The 19308-nt window shown below is 70.8% G+C and carries 14 protein-coding genes; 9 read left to right on the top strand and 5 right to left on the bottom strand.

Annotated elements, in window-relative coordinates:
- Positions 1–6: 6 nt before the first annotated feature.
- Positions 7–1284, top strand: coding sequence for an MFS transporter (locus ACFYZ4_RS04950; RefSeq protein WP_390783078.1), 1278 nt, complete (start codon positions 7–9; stop codon positions 1282–1284).
- Positions 1285–1335: 51 nt separating this feature from the next.
- Positions 1336–1989 (top strand): 4'-phosphopantetheinyl transferase superfamily protein, encoded by a 654-nt coding sequence (locus ACFYZ4_RS04945; protein WP_351303592.1) that lies wholly within the window; start codon positions 1336–1338, stop codon positions 1987–1989.
- An 88-nt stretch (positions 1990–2077) separates the two neighbouring features.
- Here ACFYZ4_RS04945 and ACFYZ4_RS04940 read toward each other — a convergent pair whose 3' ends face one another.
- Together ACFYZ4_RS04940 and ACFYZ4_RS04935 are read right to left on the bottom strand one after the other, a co-directional pair.
- A complete protein-coding gene (locus tag ACFYZ4_RS04940) occupies positions 2078–2797 on the bottom strand; it encodes a hypothetical protein (RefSeq protein WP_390783077.1) in 720 nt (239 codons plus the stop codon).
- 227 nt (positions 2798–3024) lie between these two features.
- The gene (locus ACFYZ4_RS04935) at positions 3025–3633 is read right to left on the bottom strand and encodes a hypothetical protein (RefSeq protein ID WP_390783076.1); all 609 of its coding nucleotides are present in this window, start codon (positions 3631–3633) and stop codon (positions 3025–3027) included.
- A gap of 364 nt (positions 3634–3997) precedes the next feature.
- Here ACFYZ4_RS04935 and ACFYZ4_RS04930 point away from each other — a divergent pair, with 364 nt between their 5' ends.
- The 5 genes from ACFYZ4_RS04930 to ACFYZ4_RS04910 all read left to right on the top strand — a co-directional run bounded on the left by ACFYZ4_RS04930 (position 3998) and on the right by ACFYZ4_RS04910 (position 10334).
- Entirely contained in the window at positions 3998–6268 is a 2271-nt protein-coding gene (locus ACFYZ4_RS04930) for a serine/threonine-protein kinase (RefSeq protein WP_390783075.1), read from the top strand.
- A gap of 248 nt (positions 6269–6516) precedes the next feature.
- Positions 6517–6951 (top strand): hypothetical protein, encoded by a 435-nt coding sequence (locus tag ACFYZ4_RS04925; protein ID WP_390783074.1) that lies wholly within the window; start codon positions 6517–6519, stop codon positions 6949–6951.
- Between the two features lie 11 nt (positions 6952–6962).
- Complete coding sequence (locus ACFYZ4_RS04920) at positions 6963–9023, top strand: hypothetical protein (protein WP_390783073.1); 2061 nt, start codon at positions 6963–6965, stop codon at positions 9021–9023.
- A gap of 6 nt (positions 9024–9029) precedes the next feature.
- Positions 9030–10037 (top strand): hypothetical protein, encoded by a 1008-nt coding sequence (locus tag ACFYZ4_RS04915; protein ID WP_390783072.1) that lies wholly within the window; start codon positions 9030–9032, stop codon positions 10035–10037.
- Between the two features lie 162 nt (positions 10038–10199).
- Entirely contained in the window at positions 10200–10334 is a 135-nt protein-coding gene (locus ACFYZ4_RS04910; protein WP_351303823.1) for a hypothetical protein, read from the top strand.
- A gap of 149 nt (positions 10335–10483) precedes the next feature.
- On the opposite strand, the gene ACFYZ4_RS04905 is transcribed toward ACFYZ4_RS04910, so the two are convergent.
- From ACFYZ4_RS04905 to ACFYZ4_RS04895, 3 genes are all read right to left on the bottom strand, one after another.
- Entirely contained in the window at positions 10484–12103 is a 1620-nt protein-coding gene (locus tag ACFYZ4_RS04905; protein WP_390783071.1) for a helix-turn-helix domain-containing protein, read from the bottom strand.
- A 536-nt stretch (positions 12104–12639) separates the two neighbouring features.
- Positions 12640–14445 carry a CocE/NonD family hydrolase gene (locus tag ACFYZ4_RS04900; protein WP_390783070.1) on the bottom strand — a complete coding sequence of 602 codons (1806 nt, stop codon included), beginning with the start codon at positions 14443–14445 and terminating at the stop codon, positions 12640–12642.
- A 424-nt stretch (positions 14446–14869) separates the two neighbouring features.
- A complete protein-coding gene (locus ACFYZ4_RS04895; protein ID WP_390783069.1) occupies positions 14870–16531 on the bottom strand; it encodes a peptidase M23 in 1662 nt (553 codons plus the stop codon).
- A 250-nt stretch (positions 16532–16781) separates the two neighbouring features.
- On the opposite strand from ACFYZ4_RS04895, the gene ACFYZ4_RS04890 reads away from it, so the two are divergent.
- Complete coding sequence (locus ACFYZ4_RS04890) at positions 16782–17702, top strand: alpha/beta hydrolase (RefSeq protein WP_376611746.1); 921 nt, start codon at positions 16782–16784, stop codon at positions 17700–17702.
- Positions 17703–17707: 5 nt separating this feature from the next.
- Entirely contained in the window at positions 17708–19225 is a 1518-nt protein-coding gene (locus ACFYZ4_RS04885) for a peptidoglycan DD-metalloendopeptidase family protein (RefSeq protein WP_390783068.1), read from the top strand.
- The last annotated feature ends 83 nt before the right edge of the window (positions 19226–19308 follow it).

The raw sequence follows: 19308 nt of genomic DNA, 5'->3' as shown, positions 1-19308 counted from the left end.
GCGCTTATGCCCGGCTTTTCGGCGCGTGACGCGGTCCGTGGTCAAAGCCCGGACAGCGAGGCACCGGCCGACAGGTCGGTGCGGTCGCGGGACTTCGTCCTGTTCCTCACGGCACGGGGGGCCGCCCGGCTGGGTGAGACCATGCTGCCCGTCGCGCTGGCCGCGGGTCTCCTGCGCGTCGGATACGACGCCGGCGCGGTGGGTCTGGCGATGGCCGCCCCGCTGGCCAGTTTCGTGGCCCTGATCATCTTCGGCGGTGTCTTCGCCGACAGGTTCGACACCCGGCGGCTGATGATCGCCGCCGACCTGGCCCGGGTCGCCACGCAGGCACTCACCGCCGCCCTCTTCTTCTCCGGCCACGTGGTGCTGTGGCAGGTCTGCGCGATCGGAGCGGTGAGCGGTGCGGCCACGGCCGTCTTCCAGCCCGGTGTGGCCAGTACGATCCCGGCCCTGGTCGACGACGTGCAGAAGGCGAACGGCGCGATCCGGGTCGCGGAGTCGGTCATGGCGCTCGCGGGCCCCGCGCTCGCCGGCGTGGCCGTCGCGTTCTCCTCGGCGGGCGGCGTCTTCGTCCTGCACGCCGGAACGTACCTGCTCAGCGCGGTCTGTCTGCTCCTCGTCCGGCACCGGCCGCAGGCGGCGACGCCCGGAAAGGACCGCGCCACCGGTGTCCTTCGTGATCTCCGGGAGGGCTGGCAGGAGTTCACGGCCCGTACCTGGCTGTGGAGCGTCATCGTGATCTGGTGCGTGCTCACCCTCACCGTGTGGGGGCCCGCGGTGCCGTTGGTCGCGGCGAGCGTGGTCGACGAGCACGGGCCGCGCGCCTTCGGCCTGATCAGTTCCGCGCTGGGAGCCGGCACGATCCTCGGCGGACTGCTCGCCCTACGGCTGCGACCCCTGCGGATGCTGCGCGCCGGGGCCTTCGCCTTTGCCGGATTCGCGCTCTACCCGGCTTCTGTGGGCGCGCACTTGCCGGTACCGGTGATTGCGCTCTGCATGGCGGTGGCGGGCGCCGGCATGGCGTTCTGGGGAGTGATGTGGTCCACGAGCATCCAGACACAGGTGCCGCCGGCCGTACTCAACAGGGTCTCCGCGTACGACCTGGCGGGTTCGCTCGTCATGCTGCCGGTCGGCCAGGCACTCGCGGGACCTGCTGCCTCCCTCTTCGGCACGGGTCATGTCCTGCTGGGCAGCGGTGCGATGACCCTGGCCGTGTCGGCGGCCCTGCTGGCCGTCCCGGCGGTGCGCAGGCTGCGCCGGGTCGACCTTCCCGGGGACAGGTGAGCTGCCCTGACGTCCGCCTCCACCCAAGTCCGCGCGGCGGACACCGCCCGCGTGCTCGCCGCATTGCGCCCGCTACGGGAGGCGCTCACCGCCGCGGAGCACGCGCGCGCCGCACTGTTCGCCTCTCCGCTCGACCGTGACGACTACCTGGCGGCCCACCTGCTGGTCCGTGCGTGTGCCGCCCGCGCCGCCGGGGCGGAGGCCGCCCGCCTCTCGTACACCCACTCGTGCCCCGACTGCGGGGCGACGGACCACGGCCCGCCCCGGATTCCCGAACTCCCGGAGCTGTCCGTCAGTGTGAGCCATACCACGGGTCGCGTGGCGGCCGCCGCGGGCCCGGGGAGGGTGGCCGTGGACATCGAGGGGACCGCCCTGAATCCGGTCCGCCTTGCCGCGGCGCACCGGATGCTCACGCCGACGGAGCGGGCGACGGTCGCGGCGGCCCCGGATCCGCGGGCGGCCGCGGCGCTCCACTGGACCTACAAGGAGTGCCTCGTCAAATGGGGTGACTCGGCCCTCCACGGCACGGGGAGCATCGAAGCTCCCTCGCTGGTCCTGCGGCACGGCCCCGTTCGGCGGGCGGACCGCTGGCTCTGTTCCTGGGTGGACGGCGCGAATGAGACAAGCGGAACCAGCATGACTTCCGAGTGTCCCGAAATCGAATGGGCGGGGTGCCTTGAAAACCTTCTGACAACGACACCGTGAGGGCCGCGGGGGGAGTGGTCGGCTGCCGTTCAATGGGGTGGGGGGTTATAAAAATGTGGGCACGCTCGCCGCGGCCCACTCGGGTGGGTTACCGAGAAGCCTCTGGATCGTATTTGCCGGTCAGTTCGTCAACCGCGTCGGCAGCATGGCAGTTCCCTTCCTGGTCCTCTATCCGGGAGACCGGGGAATCTCCACTCAGGACGCCGGATTCGTCCGTGGTAGGCCATCGAGTTCCAGCAGCGCCCGTCGTGCACGTTGATGTGCGCGCCGGCCGCGAGACCGAAGGCGACGGGGCCGGTGCGGGGGCCACGCACCTCCAGGGTGTCGACGACGTCCGGGGCCGGCCCCGGACGTTCGACCGGGGCGGAGTGACGCTGCCACAGGGCGCGCGGCCCTCCGGCCCGGCCGGCAGGACGCCCTCGCACGGGCTGCCGGGGTTGACGACGAGGTAGGGCGGGTCGTTCTGGTCCCGGACTTCCGTGAACCAGCCCAGGTCGTGGCAGTTGTAGACCGGGTCGGCGACGGGCGGCGGCAGCATGCCGCCGGTGTGGACGGCCAGGCACACGGTCCGGGTCTGCGGGTTCCAGTAGGGGCGGAAGCGGGTGTTGCCCGCGTTCGCGTCGGCGTACGCCCGCGACTGCATCATGTACAGGTCGGCCCGTGCGACGAGGTCGTAGTACGCGGGCCGGTTGCCGCGCGCCTTCGCTTCGTACAGCCCCCGCTCGACCGCGCTCGGCGCCTGCCGGCCCCGCGCCGATGCCGTCGGACCGGGCAGGGCTCCTTCCTCGTGACCTGCTGTCAAGCTCATGGCGAACCCCAAGGGCTGGTCCAGTGCGGTCGGCGTGCCGGGTCCCGCCGGACGGGGGTCGACCGGGGCGAGTCGTTCAGGCGCCGGATCACCGCCGCCGACGGACCGCACGCCCCATGGCCGACCGATCGGGCCGACGCGCTGCGCGAGACGGCACGTCCGCCGCACCACCATCGGGCGAGCCTTTGCCGAGCGCGCGACCCGTCGACCCGGGCCCCGCCCCTCTGCTAGTCCCCGCGCGGAGACAGGGCCGGCAAGGGTTCGCCGGGGTCGGCCGGACGGCCTTCGGACAGCCAGAAGAGGTAGTGGCGCAGGTCCCCGGCGAGGCCTGCGTCGATGTACGCAACGTACTCCCGGCCCCCGCCGGCCGCCTCGCGCTCCTCCTCCCGGCTCGAGACGGACCACGTACGGTCCAGGGCCGCGGCCCACTCCCGCACCCGGCCCCGCTCCCTCCACCAGTCACGGACGAGCTCCGGAGTCCAGTGGTCGTCACCGTCGCAGGCGTACCCGACCATCGGGTCCTGCGCGACCGCGCCCAGCAGCGCCAGCGCCTGCGCCGCGTCACGGGGCTGCCGGTAGACGAACTCGGCGCCCCACTCGTCGTCGTAGAGCACGTGCGCGGGCGCGATCAGCCGGCCCATCCAGCACGTGTCGGTCCCGGCCCCGTAGAACGGCCCCGGCACGTTGCGCCAGTCGCGTTCCGCCCAGCGGTCGGGGCGGGGGTTCCACCAGCGGCCGCGGAATTCCGCGGAGGGCAGCCACGTGCCACCGTCCGGCGCGGGCAGCGGCCCGCTCTCCGCGGCCCGGACGGCCGGCAGCGGGTCCCAGTAGCTCATGGTCCGCATCCTGTCAGACGGCGCAGGTGGAAAGGGATGCCGCCCAGGGCGACACCGGGCAGCGGGCGCAGCTCGTTGGCGGTGTGCGGTGTGCCCCACGTGCCGTACTGGGCCGGCTCGCCCCTGCCCACGTCCCCGATGCCATGGTCCGGGCCGTCGAACCACCCCTGAACTGCGCACCACGCTGCGCAAGCATCCCAGGAAGAGGGCAGAACTCGGCAGCTCTCACGAGATCGGACAGGCGCTGCATGAACACGTCCGTACGATGTCCGGGCCGGGGGGAAGATTGCGCGGCGTAGGGAGAGTCGGGACTACCCTGATCCCGTTCGTACGTCAGCTGGTGGGGGATGGCGGGGTTGGGAACGTGACGCTGCAGGACGGTGATCCGCGCACGGTCGGCGGCTACCGGCTGGAGGACAGGCTCGGCGCCGGCGGGATGGGCGTGGTCTACCGCGCGCAGTCGTTGTCCGGGCGGCAGGTCGCCGTGAAGGTCATCCGGCCCGAGCTGGCGGGTGACCCCGCGTTCCGGCAGCGGTTCCGCCGGGAGGTCACGGCCGCCCGGCAGGTCAGCGGGGCGTTCACCGCGCCGGTGGTGGACGCGGACGCCGACGCGGAGGCGCCGTGGCTGGCCACCCTCTTCGTGCCCGGGCCCTCACTGGCCGAACGGGTGCACAGGCAGGGCCCGTTGCCGGCAGTCGAGGTGTGGATGCTGGCGGCCGGGCTGGTGGAGGCGCTGCGGGACATCCACCGGGTGGGGCTGGTGCACCGGGACCTCAAGCCCGGCAACGTGCTGCTCGCGCAGGACGGGCCGCGGGTCATCGACTTCGGCATCGTGCGGGCCGTGGACGGCTCCGACGTGACGGCCCTGACCGGGACCGGGGTGGTGGTCGGCACGCCGCCGTTCATGGCGCCGGAGCAGTTCCGGCGCGGCGAGGTGGGCCCGGCCGCGGACGTGTTCGCCCTCGGCTCGGTCCTGGTCCACGCGGCCACCGGCCACGGCCCGTTCGACGGCGACCACGCCCATGCCGTGGGCTTCCGGGTGGTCTACGAGGACCCGGACCTGACGGGCCTGGCCCCGGAACTGGTCCCGCTCGTCGAGTCCTGCCTGGCCAAGGACCCGGCGGACCGCCCCACGCTCGCCGAACTCCTGACCCTCCTGGCGGCGGGGCCTTCCGCGGCGGGGCCGTCCACGGCGGGGCCGTCCGCGGCGGGCGGGACCTACGCCCCCGCGGCTCCCGCCGCACCGGCTCCGTCGGACGGGGTTACCGCCCCGGGCCTGCCGGACGGGGTTGTCTTCCGGGCCCCGACGGTCGGCGTCTCCCTGGCGCCCGAGGGTGTCTTCGGGCCCCCGCCCACGGTCACCGCCGGTCCGCCGCCGGTGCCCGAGGGGGCGGGCGCGCCGCCCGTGTCCGGCGGGCCTGAGCCGGCGCGGGACGCAGGAGCGGTGGACCAGGAGCGGGACCTGGAGCATCGCAGCTGGTTGAGGCGGGACGTCGAGGCGCCCCGGCGCAGGCGGCGGACCAGGGTCGCCGTGGCCGTGGCGGTCGTGGTGGCGCTCGGGGCCGGCGGGATCGCGGCCTGGCAGGGGTTGCGGGACGACGACAAGGGGGGCCGTGGCTCCGCCGCGGCCCCCGGAGGGGCGAGCCCCGGCCCGAGCGCCCCAGCCTGCGGGCCCGCCGGGGCCGTCAACGCAGCCGGGGCCAGTTCCTTCAAGGTGGCCATGGACCACTGGTCGGCCGGCTACCAGGCGGCCTGCCCCGGCGCCCGGACGAACTACGCGCCCACCGGTTCCGGCGCCGGGATCCAGCAGTTCCGGGCCGGCTCGGCCGACTTCGCCGTGGTCGACCGGACCCTGACGACGGCACAGGCCGAGTCCGCCGCCGCCCGCTGCCCCGGCGGGAAACCGGTCCACCTGCCGCTCGGCGTGCTGCCCGTGGCCGTCGTCGTCAACCTGCCGGGCGTGGACTCGCTCACGCTGGACGCGCCCACCCTCGCTCGGATTTTCCGCGGCCAGATCACCCGCTGGAACCATGCGGAGATCGCGGCGGTCAACCCCGGCCGGCTGCTGCCCGACACCGTGATCCAGGTGGTCACCCCGACCGACGAGTCCTCCACGACGCTGGCCTTCACCCAGTACCTCTCGAAGGTCGTCCCCACCGGCTGGGGGAGCATTCCCCAGGCCTCGTTGGCAGCCGTCAACGGGGGTCCGGGCGTGTCGAGCGCGCTCGTGGCCCAGGCGGTCAAGCAGACGGCCGGGGCCGTCTCGTTCACCCGGTACGGCGGCGAGTCGGCGGGCCTGACCACTGTCCGGCTGGCGACCGGCGCGCCCGAGCCGGTCGACGTCGGCACGGACTCGGCCACCAAGGCCGTGGCCACCGCCCGGATCACGGGCACCGGGGCCGATCTCGCCCTGGAGCCGGACTTCACCACCAAGGCCGCGGGCGCCTATCCGATCATGCAGATCGGCTACGCCGTCCTGTGCGACCGGGGCAACGACGGCGCCGCCCTGTCCCGTACGCGCCCCTTCCTCGGCTCCGTCGTGGCCGAGGGCGACGGAGCCGCCCAGAGCGGCTACGCCAAACTGCCGCCCGCCCTCGCGCAGCAGGTCCGCCAGAACCTCGCCACCCTCGGCTGAGCACGGAGGCGGCGGCCTCCGCCGGGGCCGGCCTGCTTGTCGTGCCCGGCGATGAGGATCAACGCCGCTCCGGCGAAGAGCAGGCTGATGACGATCAGCGTGAGCCCGAGCGGAATCCCACGGAGAACGCTTGAGTGTTCCCAAGTGCCAAGTCCTTGTCCCGTCAACCCATACGTCTCCTTGATGCAACACACCTTGGTCCATGTGCAGTTGCCATGTTTGGATCAAGAAACGTCGAGGGAGGCGATATGTCGGGGGACTTCGAACGGGAATGGCGCGGACAGTCCATGGCCCTGGCGGAGCGGTCTGTGGAGATGCGGTTGAACGGGGCACCGGGTGGGCCTTCGGCCCCCGGAGCGTCGGGGGGTTTCGCGTCCACGCCGGCGGAGAAGACGGCGGCGGCGAACACGATCGAGACCGAGCTGCAGCCGCATACGAAGGCGGCGACGGAGCAGGCGGACGAGTCGACGAACACCGCGATCAAGGGCTTCGAGGGCTGGGACACCGCCCCGGGCCTGAAGAAGGTCGCCGACACGTGGGACAAGCAGGTCGCGGTGCTGATGGGGAGGCTGGGGTCCGAGAAGAGCGCCCTGCGGGGCGCCTCCGGCCTCTTCGTGCGCAATGACATCGGCCTGGGCAACCAGTTTCGGCCGATCGGTCAGTCGAAACTCAACGTGCTGTAGGGGGCGAGCGGATGCTGACGTACTACGAAGTGATGACCACCGACCTGGGCCTGCTGACGACGGCAGCCGGCAAGTGGGATACCACGGCCGCGGAGTTGAAGAAGGTCGAGGGCCGATACGGTGACAGCGTCCAGAAGATCACCATGGGTGAGAGCTGGAGCGGTATCAGTGTCGGGGTGGCCCATACGAGCTTCGCGGCCACGCGCTACGAGTACTCCGCCGCGCAGATCCAGGCCAAGGCCGTCGCAAGCCTCCTGCGCGATGCGCACGGCCAGTTCACCGAGCTCAAGAAGCGGGTCGAGAGCGCGCGAGACGATGCCGTCAAGGCCGGCATGACCGTATCCGAGCAAGGCGACGTCGCCTACGACTACACCAAGCTCACCGCGCAGGAGCGCAGTGCCATCCACCACGACCCGGATGGCGAGACCACCATCCGTAACGCCGTCGCCAAGTGGCAGCAGCACATCAACGATCGCGTGAAGGCGATGTCGGAGGCCGATCAGGGCGTCAAGATCGCCCTCGAGGCGGTGGTCGTCGACAGCAACAAGGACGCCTTGGGCAAGGGCGCCGACGAGACCCTCGACGGATTCAACGCCGGTGCCCAGGGTGACATCGAGGTCTACGAAGCCCGCAACGCCGAGGACATAGCCACCCGTGTCAACAGCGGTGAGAAGGTCTCGGAAGCCGACTACGCGGAACTGAACCGATCCTTCCGAGACAACTCCTCACGTCCGGAGTTCACGCAGACCTTCCTGAACGGGATGGGCGCGGAGAACACCCTCAAGTTCACCAACAAGCTCAACGATCACGCGTGCGGAGACGACAAGGGCAACAGGCAGCGCTACCTGGACCTGCAGAAGGGCCTGGCCAACTCGCTGTCGAACGCAATGCAGGACCCGAAGTCCGCCTTCTACAAGAACTTCCGCACGCAGCTCGACAAGGCCGGGCCGGAGAGCTACGACCTCAAGCAGATCGGCGACTCGCCCAACGCCATCAGCCGGGACCACGGCCAGAAGGTCCGCGGCTACCAGAGCCTGGTCACCCTCATGCAGAACGGCGACGGCTACTCCACCCCGTTCCTGCACGACCTGGCCTCGGACATCCGCAAGGCCGAGGACAAGAAGCAGGGCGGCGACCCCGACATCTGGGATCTCAACGGGGACTTCGGCGGCAGCAACAAGGGCTGGTTCGCCAACGACCCCCTCGACGGAGTGCTCGGCATCATGTCGAAGAACCCGGAAGCCTCCACCTCGTACTTCGACCCCGGCCCCGACGGCAAGAACGACAACATCCAGTACCTGCTCAAGGACCGGGACTGGAAGTTCGACGACACCCCCCTCGGCCGCGCCCTGATCGACTACACCGCCGACACCCACTCCATCCTCAGCGGCACCTCGCCCGGCAGCCCGCTCGGCGGGTCCGGCATCACCGCACAGGGTGACGACTCCAGCATCACCAGCGGCAAGCACAGCCTGCTCCGCGTCATGCGCGGAGTCGCCGACGGCGAGGTCGGAACCAGTCCGGGCGGCGATCCCATCACCGCGTACGACGTGATGTACGAGTCGGAGCGCCGCTACTCGGCCGACTACCTCACTCACGCCAAGCCTGCCGGTCCCGGTGAGACGGGCAACGTCGTCGGCGACTGGGACAACCGTGCCCGCCACGTCGGTGAGGTCTTCGGAGCGATGAACGCGATCGGCTCCGACGTCACCCTCGACGACCGTGACACCAAGATCGGCAACATGAACGATGCCGCCCGGTACGGCTACCACGGCTTCGGCGGACTGATCACCCAGTTCCCGGTCATCGGCGACCCGGCGCAGCGGATGATCGACGCCGCGACGTACGAATGGTCCAAGGACGTCGCGGCCGAGCACGAGGCCGTGGCCCTGAAGCAGGAGAGCAAAGCCACATCAGCCGGCATGGGCGCCACGAATTCCCTGATCGACTCCTTCGCGACCCAGCAGCACGCCGAGAACACGGTGGCGCACAACCACGCCAAGGGCGAGGCCCGGCAGAGCTATATCACCGGCCGCGAGGACGCGTACTCCACGCTCCGGACAAGGAAGTAGAGGGCCATGCCCACCAAACCCGGGCAGCAGTCGCCCCGCCGCCCACGTCGGAGGATGCGCGCCGCCACCCTTGCCCTGGCAACCGTGGCGGGCACCCTGACCGGGCTGCACCTCTGGCTCAACACGAACGCGTTCGGCGACTCCACGCTCTGCGGAGGCGCGGTGGCCACCGAGGAGGCCGAGGCCGTACTCACGGGGCCGGGCAGGATCTCCGACCGCCCCGGACCGCGCAGGGCACCGGCCGACGGCGAAACCGGATTCGACTGCATCATCGAACGCAGCGCGGCGGGGCTCCCCGGTTCGAAGACCGGACGCCTGCATGTTCAGGGCACCCGCGAGCGCGGCGACTTCGCCTTCACCGGCGGCCGCTGGCCCGATCCCTCCACGGTGTCGTTCTTCCCGGGCGGGGGCGTGGCCCCGGGCCGTGCCTGGGTACAGCTCCCTGCGGCCTGCACCGACCGACAGGCGGGCGTGGCCGAGGCGTACGCAGAGGTGGGAGCCGACCCGGCCAAACTGGTCCGGCTGCTCACCGACACCGCGAACCGGATCAGTGGCAGGGCCGGCTGTGCGCAGGGTGAGCCGCTGAGCGCGCCCGACCGGATCGCACCCGCCGCGCCGCAACGTCCGGCCACGGCAGACAGTGTGTGCGGCTTGCCCGGCTTCACGCTCCCGGCCGTCGCGCGGGAGACCTTCCAGGACGCCGGCTCCACCTGGAGCTGTGGAACTGCCGCGGGGGAGGGGGCGGAGCAGGCCTACGCAACCTTCTCGGCGACCCAGGACCCCGCTGTCATCGCGGGGATCCGAAAGTCCGAGGGGTTCACAGGACAGGGATTCGACGCCACCCACACGGTCACCGAATGTTCCGGCAAGCCCACGTACTTCGCCATGGAGCCCGGCCCCCGCTACACCGAATCCCTGGGCGCCGGCGCGCCCGCTCCACGGGACCTGTTCACCGCCTTCACCAAGGCGGCCGAGGCCGGATTCGGCTGCGCCAAGCCCGCAGCGGCCCGTTGACCCCGACATCCGTGCGCTGCCACACGACCTCACCAGCTGACGCCGACAGGACCGACCGGATGGAGACTGCCCGCCCATGTTCACGAAGATCGGCCTCGCCCGGTCCGCAGGAAGTCCGAAGACGTCTACCTCATCGGCAAGGACCGGCAACGGCTGCTCCTGTTGGAATCGCAGCGCGACGGCCGCACCAGTACCACCACGTACGACGGTTTCGGGGAGAAGTTCACCATCGCTCTTCCCGCTGCCGCCAAGATCCTGACCATGGACGCTTTCCGCTCCCAGGTCACGAAGTACTGACCCTGTCCCTCGGACTTGGCTCGAGACCCGTCAGGCCGTCCGGGGCAGCTTCCCGCCTTGCGTCCGTCGAAGGGCTGGTCTTCACCCTCATGGGCGCCGGGTTGGCGTCGCCGGACTTCGACATGACACGATCAGGCACCCTGTGAGGATCATGAGCTGGGCGACGGATCCGAAGCCGAAGGCTGAACACTTGCGCCTGCAGGTGTGTAGATCTCCAACTGGACGCTGCCGGACGTGCCGCCCCGCCAATAGGCCTTGAACTGTGCCTGCCGCATGGAGGTCATCTCCTCGGGCAGCAGCCGTGCCAAATCCTGGGACATGGCGGAGGCCAACCCAAGGGACTCTGAGGGCGAGCTCGTGAAGATGAGCACCATGACAGGCTGCTGGCCTTTCAGGGCCGCATTGATGCGGGGAATCTGTTTGCGGAGGTCTGCCGTGCGCTGCGCGGTGTCGTCCGCCGACGTCCAAAGCCTCATGGACAGCCTCATGCTGATGGGGCTGGGTGGCAGCGGGCCCGTGGACACGGGGGAAGAGGCGTGTGGGGTGACGGAAGCAGACGGCTTCGCCACAGGCCCGCCCTTGCCGTCGTCGTGGGCCGGTGCACCGAATGTGCTCAGTGCCAAGCCTGCCGCGAGTGAGATCACGGCGGTGGCCACGCCCTGGGCCATCGGCTTGCGTCGGCGCCTCAGTCGGCAGAACACCCGTCGGCCCACGGTCCGGCCACTGAGGTCGTGGAGCACGCGGCGCGCGTCACCGTCGTGCGGAAGATCCAGGTGAGGCAGGGCGGCGGCTGCGGCTTGGGCGATGGCGCCTTCGGGGAGCTGCTCCAGCAACCCCTCGAGGAGCGCCGCTCGGGGGAATGGGGAGTGGGCGAGGCGGTGCTCCGCCTGATCGAGGATCTTCTTGTCCTCCACCCCGATCGCCGCTGCTTGGTCGAGTGCTCTGGCCATGTCGGCTCCGGCCGGAGAGTCGTCGAGGGACGCCACGGCCGGGTGCAGCGGAACAGAGACGGCCTGCGGTTCATCGCCGATGCCTCCGCCGGTGGAGGTGCCGCCAACGCCACGGCGCTCCAGCTCACCTCTGAGGCGCTTGACTTCGGCCTGTGAGCGGCGGAGAAGAGCTTCCGCCCGCTGTTGTCGCTGCTGCGCGCGCTGCAACTCCTCACGAGTGCGTATGCCCTGGTCACGGGCGAGGCGCAGCGTTTCCTGGACCTCGGTGACCGAGGCGGCCCGGCTTCCCAGGAGGCCGTCCCGCTCCTGGGTGAGTGTGTCGATGCGCTGGTTCTGGAACTGGAGCATGGCCGACAGGACGAAGACGATCTTCTCCGACCTGCTGAGGGCCTCGCGTAACTCGTTGTGTTGCTCGAGTGTTTGCGTCAGCCGCTCATAGGTCTGAAGGTGCCTGGTCTGCACGGCGGCGACTTCGGCCGCCACTTCCGGCGAAAGCGGAGGGGACGCCTGCCGCGGGGCGCGTGCCTCGGCCAGGAGTGCCTCGGCCCGCAGGTGATGCGTCTCGCGCGTCCGCGCGTCCTTGCCCGCGGTCGCCGCGAGGAGCGCGTCGATGAAGGCTTCGTCAGGGAGGACCCTCGCGCCGAGGATGCGGCTGATCTGAGACCGGGAATACGGCATCTTGCCTTCCAGCGACCGGAGACCGGCCCCGCTGGCGGTCACCCGCTCGCGAAGGAACTGTGCCAGCCGGGCGGCCTCCTCGGTGATGTCCGCGTCAGCCCCGAGGTCACTCCACGGCCGGCCACGCTGCGCGTTCGCCAAGAAATCGTCCCCCAGTCCCGTCCCCTCACCCTCCCCCCCGCTGCGATCGGGACAACACCGGGACAACCAGGGCTTGTCCCGACCTTAGCGGCGAAGACGTGACCGCACCGCATGGACAACACAACAGCAGGCACTCTTCTGGCAGTTCCACTGCTCACGAAGCCGGTACACCAGTTGGACCGAACGGAGAACGACATGAGTCAGACGCGGCACAGCACAGTCGCAGCCGGACATTCCTGGCACCTTCAGCTGAACCGTACGGGCCTTGACGTCAGCGCCGGGCGGCACTTGCGGATGCGTGTGTCGCTCATGCTGCTGACGTGGGGCGTCAGCGTGAGCGGCCTCGCCGCGACAGCGAGCCAGTGGATCCACTTCCTGCCGTGAACGCGGTACCGGCGCGGGACTGCATCTCAAGCTGTGCGGGAAGTCGAGCAGTGCCGGAGGGCCATCGGCGGCCGACGCGACCGACTGGCGCGCGCGGCGTCGAGTAGCCCTCCGGCCTGGTTCGCCCAGGTGTGGTGCTCGGTGCTGCCGGGTCAGCCGAGGGGCAGTTCCAGGTGGGCGGCGGTGGCGTCGGTCGAGGTGATCGTGGTGGTGCTGCCGCCGGTGTTCGCGTCGGAGTAGAGCTGGTCCTTGCTGTTCACGACGAGCATGAGCCGGTGGTCGGGGGCGAGGTCGTAGCCCGCGGCCTGGAGCCTCCAGGTGGCGCTGCGGTTCTCACCGGGGGAGAGTTCCGGCAGGGTGAGGGGTTCGTGCGTGATGATGCGGGCCGTGTTGTCGGGGCTGACGTCGAACAGGTAGGCCACCAGGGTCGTGGCGGCGGCGGAGCTGCGGACGGTCAGGGTGAGCTCGGGGATGCCGCGGATGCGGCGGGCTCCCTGGAGCGGGCCGCTGGTCCACACGGCGAGGTTCCGGCGGTCGAACTTGTCGGTTGCGTACGCCTTCGGGCTGCCCTTCCACTCCGCCTGGCCGGTCGTGATGACGGCGTCCACCGCGGTGGCTTCGGTGAGTTCACCGGCGGTGAACTCGCGCTTCCATCCCGTTTCCGGTGCGGTGCCGAGGCCGCCGTCCTGCCGGTCCGCCGCGGAGGCGGTGAGGTACCAGCGTTCGGTGGAGGTGGTGACGTCCGCCCAGGACGACTTGGGCTCGCGGACGGCCGGTTCGGTGATGGTGTCGTTCGCCGTCTTGTACGTGAACATGATCTGGCTGTTGACCGCAGGCCAGGCGGCAACGCCGTTGTCGGCCCCGAGCACATGGTGATCGAGCCAGGCGAACGCCTCCTCGACGGGCAGGTTCGGCCCGCTGAACGGGATGGTGAGGCCGGCGCCCTCGGGTGCGGCGTGGTCGCCGATCCAGAGGTTGAGCCGCTTGGGCACGGTCAGCCGCTCGAAGTGCGTGATGGCCTGGTTGGCCGGGAACAGCGTCTCGTGCCAGGTGTTCGAGATGAAGGTGGGAATGCCGCGGGCGTTGGTCTGGGCGGCGTACGACGCCGGCGACCGCTCCTTGCCCCACGCCACCACGTCGTCGAGGTTCCGGCCGGCCTGGAAGTCCTCCAGCATCTGCCGGGTGGCTTCGTCGAACTTCCGCTCGATCGGGCCGCCGGTGAAGTCGATCAGCTTCTGGACCGCCTCCAGGTGGCGGGTGTCGTTCTGGTAGAGGCTGTCGGCCAGGTCGCCCCACGTGCTGAGGGCCACGACCGCGTCCACGCGGCCGGCCGGGTCGTGCGCCGCGACCAGCTGGCTGATGCCCGACCCGTAGGACTCGCCGAGGAACGCGATCCTGCTCGGGTTGAAGTGCTGCTGGGCGTAGTCGATGGCGGTGGAGCCGTCGGCCCAGTCCGAGGGCCCTGCCACGTCGATCGTGCCGCCGGAGGTCCAGGGGGCGTCGACGTAGGAACCATCGGGGGCGGGGAACGTGAGACCCATACCGCGGGGGGTGTAGGCCAGCACGTGGTAGCCGCGCAGTGCCAGCTGGAGGTACGCGTACTCGAACAGGACCCAGCCGAAGGGCGTCCATCCCGACGGAACGATCACCACGGGGCGCGGATCCGAGGTGTTGAGCTTGATCGTGTGGGCCGACAGCCGTACGCCGTCGTCGGCCGTGATGTGGGGGAAGCCGATGGTCGCCCTCTGGCGTACCTGCTCCGTCAGCTGCTGGAGTTCGGGGGTGAGCACCGTCTGCTCGGCCGTGCCGTTCAGCGTGGCGACCAGTGCCTGGGCGACATTGGCGGCGTCCGGGTCGATGGCGGTGGCCGAGCTGTAGATGCCCTGCCGGGCGATGCGGCTCAAGTGCGCTGCGGTGACGGTGCTGATCGTGTTGTCGTCGTCCTGGGGGTGGCTCACGAAGCCGTCCTCTCGAAATCGCCGACCAGGCGTGCATGCGCCGGGCGGCACGTGCTGTCTGCCGGGCATCCCCGGCACGTCCCTGCCCCTTCGGCGTGCAGAACCGTGCTCAGGGCGCGCCAGAACAGCGTTGCCTTGGACACGGAAGAATCAGGCATCGACTCGGATGGTCGATCAGCGCCGTAGGGGGCACCGCACAGTTCTAGCCCCACCAGGTCGCCCCGCAGTGCATATCAGGACATCTACGCCCTTGGCTGCGGCGCGTCGGCTTCACCCGCATGGACGGTTTGAACACCTCCGACCGTCCCAGACCGGCCCGTGTCGCGAAGAACGATCAACGCACGCCGCTCAGCGAGCAGACACAGTCGCGAAGGATCACGCACTGATCGACCTGATCCAGCCGCAGCTACCCGCGGGAGGGCGGCTAGTTGACCGCGGGGCCGGAATCGCTCAGCCAGCCCCACTCCGACCAGGTGGCGAACCCGGTCTGCCACCGGTGGTAGACGCCGGTGTGGCTGGTGGCGAACACCTCGATGCGGCCGTCGGCGTTGTTGGCCGCCCCGATCTCGGTGCCGCCGCCACCGAAGGTCTCCCACTCCGAGTACGGCGCGTTCGGACGGGTCTGCCAGGCGTGGCTCGCGGTGTTGGCGTTGATGGCGAACACCTCGACCCGGCCGTCGGCCGACCGCGAGACCGTCAGCTCGGCGTTGGGGATCCCGCCCATGCCGGCCCATTCCGACCACGAGGCCGGGCCGGTCTGCCAGCGGTGGAAGACGCCGTTGGCGTTGGAGGCGAACACCTCCAGCCTGCCGTCCTGGTTGTGGCCGGTGGCCAGGTCGCGTCCGCCGCCGCCGAAGTTCTCCCAGGCGGACCAGCTGCCATTGACCCCGGTCTGGTACAGGTGCTCGAAGGTCGCGTCCGAGAGCGCGAACACCTCCAGCCGCCCGTCGGGTGCGCTCTCCAGGGTGAGCCGGGCGTTGGCCGGGCCGCCGCCGGCCCCCTCCCACTCGGCCCAGCCGCCGCTGGGCGCGGTCTGCCAGCGGTGGAACACACCGTTGGCGTTCGAGGCGAACACCTCGATGCGCCCGTCGGCGTTGTTGCCCGCGGCCAGCCGGTACCCACCGCCACCGAAGTTCGCCCAGGCGGACCAGCCCCCGGCGGGCGCGGTCTGCCACATGTGGTCGAAGGTGCTGCCCGACAGCGCGAACACCTCCAGCCGGCCGTCCGCGTTGGACGCCACGGCCAGCTGCGCGTCACGTGGGCCGCCCTCGAACCGCCATTGCGACCAGCCGCCGTTCACCGCGGTCTGCCAGGCGTGGTAGACGCCGTCGGCGCCGGCGGCGAAGGCCTCCAGCCGCCCGTCCGCGGACCGCCCCGACACCACCCGGCCCGATCCGTACGGATGCCTGGGGCCGCCGCCCGTACCGGACCACAGCGCGTTGGCCATGACGATCGCGTCGTCCGCCTCGATCGCGTACAGACCGCGCAGGTCCTCTCTCGGCTGCTGCACGTGCCAGGCCACCTCGCCGATCGCCTCGTTGTTCCACGAGCCGCCCGGATACAGCTGGTCCACCCGGTCGAAGAAGGCGTTGGTCGCGTAGGCCGGATTCAGCCGCTCCTCCCGGGTGCCCCACCAGTCCTGCTGCTGGAACAGCCCGAGGCTGGTGTGGTCGACGGCCTGGGAGTAGTTGTTGACGCTGGTCTCCACGATGACCGTCGCGAGGGCGATGGCCGCGGCCCTCTGGTTGAGCCCCCGGTCCTTCACCGCCTGGGTGACCATCCGCGCACAGGACACCTTGTACGCGTTCATGTAGCCGGCCATCTTCGCGTGCAACTGCGGGTTGAGCTGGTCGGCCATGATGCCGTCGGCGGCCGACGGGCCGGCCGGATCACACGGCACGGTCGGAATGGCGAGGCCCTGCGGGCCGCTGAAGTACCGGGAGACGCCGAACCGGTCATCGCCCGGGCCCGGAACGGGCGCGCTCTCGGCGAGGGCGACCGGGGCGGTCATTGCCATGACCAACGCCCAGACACCGGCCACGAAGGCCAGTCTGGCGAACACGCGACGTAAACCATCCAACGCCATTGTCTTCCCTTCTGTCGTGGAGCACCTCGATGAAAGGACGGCGGGATCGGCATGTCACTCCGGATCGTTCCGGATGCCCCGCCCGGTGGGCCCGGTCCTAACGTGGCGACGGTGTCGGCCGCAGCGGCCGGCGCCGGCCGCAGACCCGACACATCGTCAGACTCCCGACCAGGAGGTCACCTTGAGCGCGCAGCACCCCAGCCGCAGGAGCATCCTCAAGACCGCCGGAGGCCTCTCGGCCGCGCTGGCCATGGGCGGCGCCGGAGTCCTCGCCGCCGCGTCGACCGCCTCCGCCGTCGGTGACGGCTTCGGCCTGCACATCGTCGAGCGCGGCGAGGTCGACGCCCGCATGTGGTACTACCGCTTCCAGACGGGGGCGATCGGCTGGAACCCCGCCGTCAACGTGCTCCTCCCCGACGACTACCACTGGAGCGGACGCACGTACCCCGTGCTCTACCTCTTCCACGGCGGCGGCACGGACCAGGACTTCATCACCTTCGACCGCGAGGGCATCCGCGCCTGGACGGCGGGCAAGCCGCTCATCGTCGTGATGCCCGACGGCGGCCACGCGGGCTGGTACTCCAACCCCGTGAACTCCAACGCCGGCCCGCGGAACTGGGAGCACTTCCACATCGAGCAGCTGATCCCGTGGGTCGACGCGAACTTCCGCACGTACGCCGAGTACGACGGCCGGGCCGTGTCCGGATTCTCGATGGGCGGCTTCGGCGCCCTGAAGTACGCCGCGAAGTACTGGGGCCACTTCGCCTCGGTCAGCGCCCATTCCGGCCCGGCGAGCCTGCGGCGTGACAACGGCCTCGTGGTCCACTGGGCCAACGCCTCCTCCGCGCTCCTCGACCTGAACGGCGGCACCGTCTACGGGGCGCCGCTGTGGGACGAGGCCCGGGTGAACGCGGACAACCCGGTACAGCGCATCGAGAGCTACCGTAACAAGCGGGTCTTCCTCGTCGCCGGCACCAGCCCCGACCCGATCAACTGGTTCGACACGGCCAACGAGACCCAGGTGCTCGCGGGGCAACGGGAGTTCCGCTCCCTCCTCGGGAACGCGGGGATCCCGCACGAGTGGTACGAGCTGCCCGGCGGGCACTTCATCCGCCACGACATGATGCAGCGCGACATCGACGGCATCGTCGACCGGCTGCGCAAGGCGTGACCGGCGTGCTTCCCGGACTCTCCCGACGCGCACTGACCTGCGTTCTCGCGGCCACGGCCGCCCTGCTGTCGTCACTGGCGGCCCCGATGCCGGCCGAGGCCCGGACCACCGCCGGCCTCGCGGCCGCCGCGTGCCCGGCCGGCGGCATCGTGTCGCAGCACTACCACAGCGGACACAACGGTGTGGACATCGCCAACGACGTCGGTACGCCGATCCACGCCGTCGGCGACGGTGAGGTGACGATCTCCGGGTACACCGGCGACTACGGCCAGTGGATCCGCGTCCTGCACCCCGACGGCAGGATCTCCGAATACGGGCACGTGTCCCGGCGTGACGTCTTCGTCGGCGACCACGTCACGGCCGGCCAGCAGATCGCCCTCATGGGCGCCGAGGGCAACTCCACCGGTCCCCACCTCCATCTGCGGATCTGGGGGGACCAGACCACCTCGTACGGCATCGACCCCGAGGCCTATCTCGCGGAGCGCGGCGTCGTGCTGCCCTGCGTCCCGGGCAGCGGTCCGCGGCCCAAGCCGCTGGTGTATCCGGCGGAGTCGGGCCGGGTGGTGTCGGCCCGGTCGGCGGACGGCCGCCTCGAGGTGTTCGCCGCCGGCGCCGACGGTGTGCACCACGCCTGGCAGCAGGAAGCGAACGGCAACTGGTCGGCCTGGGAACCGCTCGGCGGGCCGGGCAACGCCGAGTTGGCGATCGCCCCCAACGCCGACGGCCGGCTGGAGATGTTCGCCCTGAGCGGCGCCACCTTCCAGCACCGCTGGCAGCTCTCTCCCTCCGGCGGCTGGTCGAACTGGGAGAACTTCGGCGGCGGCGGGCGCGACACCGCGGCCGGCGTCAACGCCGACGGCCGCATCGAGGTGTACGCCTCCGGCCCGGCCGGGCTCTTCCACCGGTACCAGACCGCCCCCGGCGGCGGGTGGTCGGAATGGGAACCCACCGGCGGCGGCCCCGCCGACAGCCGCGTGGAGATGGAGAAGTCCCCCGACGGACGTCTGGAGGTGTTCGCCCTGGGCCGCGACAGCTTCCAGCACAAGTACCAGACGGACCCCAACGGCGGCTGGTCCCCGTGGGACACCTTCGGCGGTGGCGGCCGCGACCTCACCGCCGCCCACAACGCCGACGGCCGCCTGGAGGTCTTCGCCTCCGGCCCGGCCGGCGTGTTCCACAAGTACCAGACTAGTCTCAGTAGTTGGTCCGAGTGGGAGCCGACAGGGGGTCCCGCGGACGCGCAGCTCACCAGCGAGCACACCCCGGACGGCCGGGTCGAGGTCTTCGCCATCAACGGCAGTACGGCGATGCACACCTGGCAGCGCGCCGTGAACGCGCCCTACGGCGACTGGTCCGCCTTCGGCGGTGGCGGAACCGAGGTCACCGCGGCCGCCAACGCCGACGGGCGGATCGAGATCTTCGGCACGAGCCGCGCCGGCGTCCACCACAAGTGGCAGACCGGCTTCTCCAGCTGGTCCGAGTGGAGCTGGCTGAGCGACACGGCCGGCCCTGGCCTCGACTGACCCGCCTCCCGACTGACCCGCCTCCCGACCGCCCACACCCGACCGCCCCACACCCGGCCGTGGTCGGCCGTGCCCGCACGGGC

Source organism: Streptomyces sp. NPDC001513, from assembly GCF_042894695.1.
Classification (GTDB): domain Bacteria; phylum Actinomycetota; class Actinomycetes; order Streptomycetales; family Streptomycetaceae; genus Streptomyces.
The sequence above is the reverse complement of the archived record's forward strand: the minus strand, read 5'-3'. Positions and strand labels throughout refer to the sequence as shown.